Origin of the sequence: Methylobacterium sp. W2, from assembly GCF_020662345.1 — a bacterium.
GTDB lineage: Bacteria > Pseudomonadota > Alphaproteobacteria > Rhizobiales > Beijerinckiaceae > Methylobacterium.
In genome coordinates, this window is record NZ_VMOA01000088.1 from 1 (window position 1) to 1,180 (window position 1,180).

Sequence of the window (1,180 nt, forward strand, 5' to 3'; positions counted from 1 at the left end):
CGATGGCGAGGAGGGAAGCGAGGATGTTGGCGCCGGCCGCGACGAGGAAGACGCCGTCCCAGCTGTTGGTGGCCTGCTGGAGGTAGTTCGCCACGGGGACCAGGAGGGCCGCGGTGCCCTTGGCGGTGTAGAGCAGGCCGGCATTGGTGGCGGCGAACTTGGTGCCGAACGTATCGGTGCAGGTGGAGGGGAAGAGGGAGTAGATCTCGCCCCAGGCGAAGAACACGAAGCCGGAGAGCAGGACGAACCACAGGGGATCGTGGCCCCAGAGGTAGAGCATGTAGATGCCGAAGCCTTCCATGGCGAAGGCGATGAACATGGTGTTCTCGCGGCCGATCTTGTCGGAGACCCAGCCGAAGAACGGGCGGGTCAGGCCGTTGAGGACGCGGTCGATGGTGGCCGCGAAGGTGATGGCCACCATGGTGATGCCCATGATGGTGACGGGCACCTTGTCGACGCCGATATCGGAGGCGATGGGCTTGAGGTTGGCGGTGATCATCAGGCCGCCGGCGCCGACGATGACGAACATGAAGTACATGAGCCAGAAGATCGGCTGGCGGGCGACTTCACCGGGGGTGTAGTTGCGCCGGGTCTGGATGATGTTGGCGTTGGCCACGACCTCCGGCACCTGGCCCTTCTTCGGCGAGGTGAAGAAGAAGGCGAGCGCGCAGACGACGAGGCCCTGGCCGATGCCGAAGTTGAAGAAGGCGGCCTGGAAGCCGTGATCGGCGATCATCCACTGGATCGGGGCGACGGTCAGCGCCGAGCCGGCGCCGAAGCCGGCGGCGATGATGCCGGCGGCGAGCCCGCGCTTGTCGGGGAACCATTTCAGGGCCGAGCCGACGCAGGTGCCGTAGACGGCGCCCGCGCCGATGCCGGCGACGACCTGGCCGAGATAGAACATGTTGAGCGAGGCGGCGTAGGAGTTGATGACCCAGCCGATGCCGCAGAGGGCGCCGCCGAACAGCACGACCACGCGCGGGCCGTACTTGTCCACGAACCAGCCCTCGATCGGGACCAGCCAGGTCTCGAACAGCACGAACAGGGTGAAGGCCCACTGGATCGCCGCCCGGTCGAAGCCGAACTTCTTCTGGATGTCGGGGACGAAGAACGTCCAGCCGTATTGCAGGTTGGCGATCATCACCATGCAGATCACGCCGATCACCAGCTGACCCCAGCG

1 protein-coding gene is annotated in these 1,180 nt (G+C 65.7%); it reads right to left on the reverse strand.

Annotated features, from left to right (window positions below; translation table 11 throughout):
• Positions 1-1,180 (reverse strand): oxalate/formate MFS antiporter (gene oxlT, locus FPV16_RS25820; protein ID WP_227441360.1); only part of this gene is annotated, 1,180 nt, incomplete at both ends.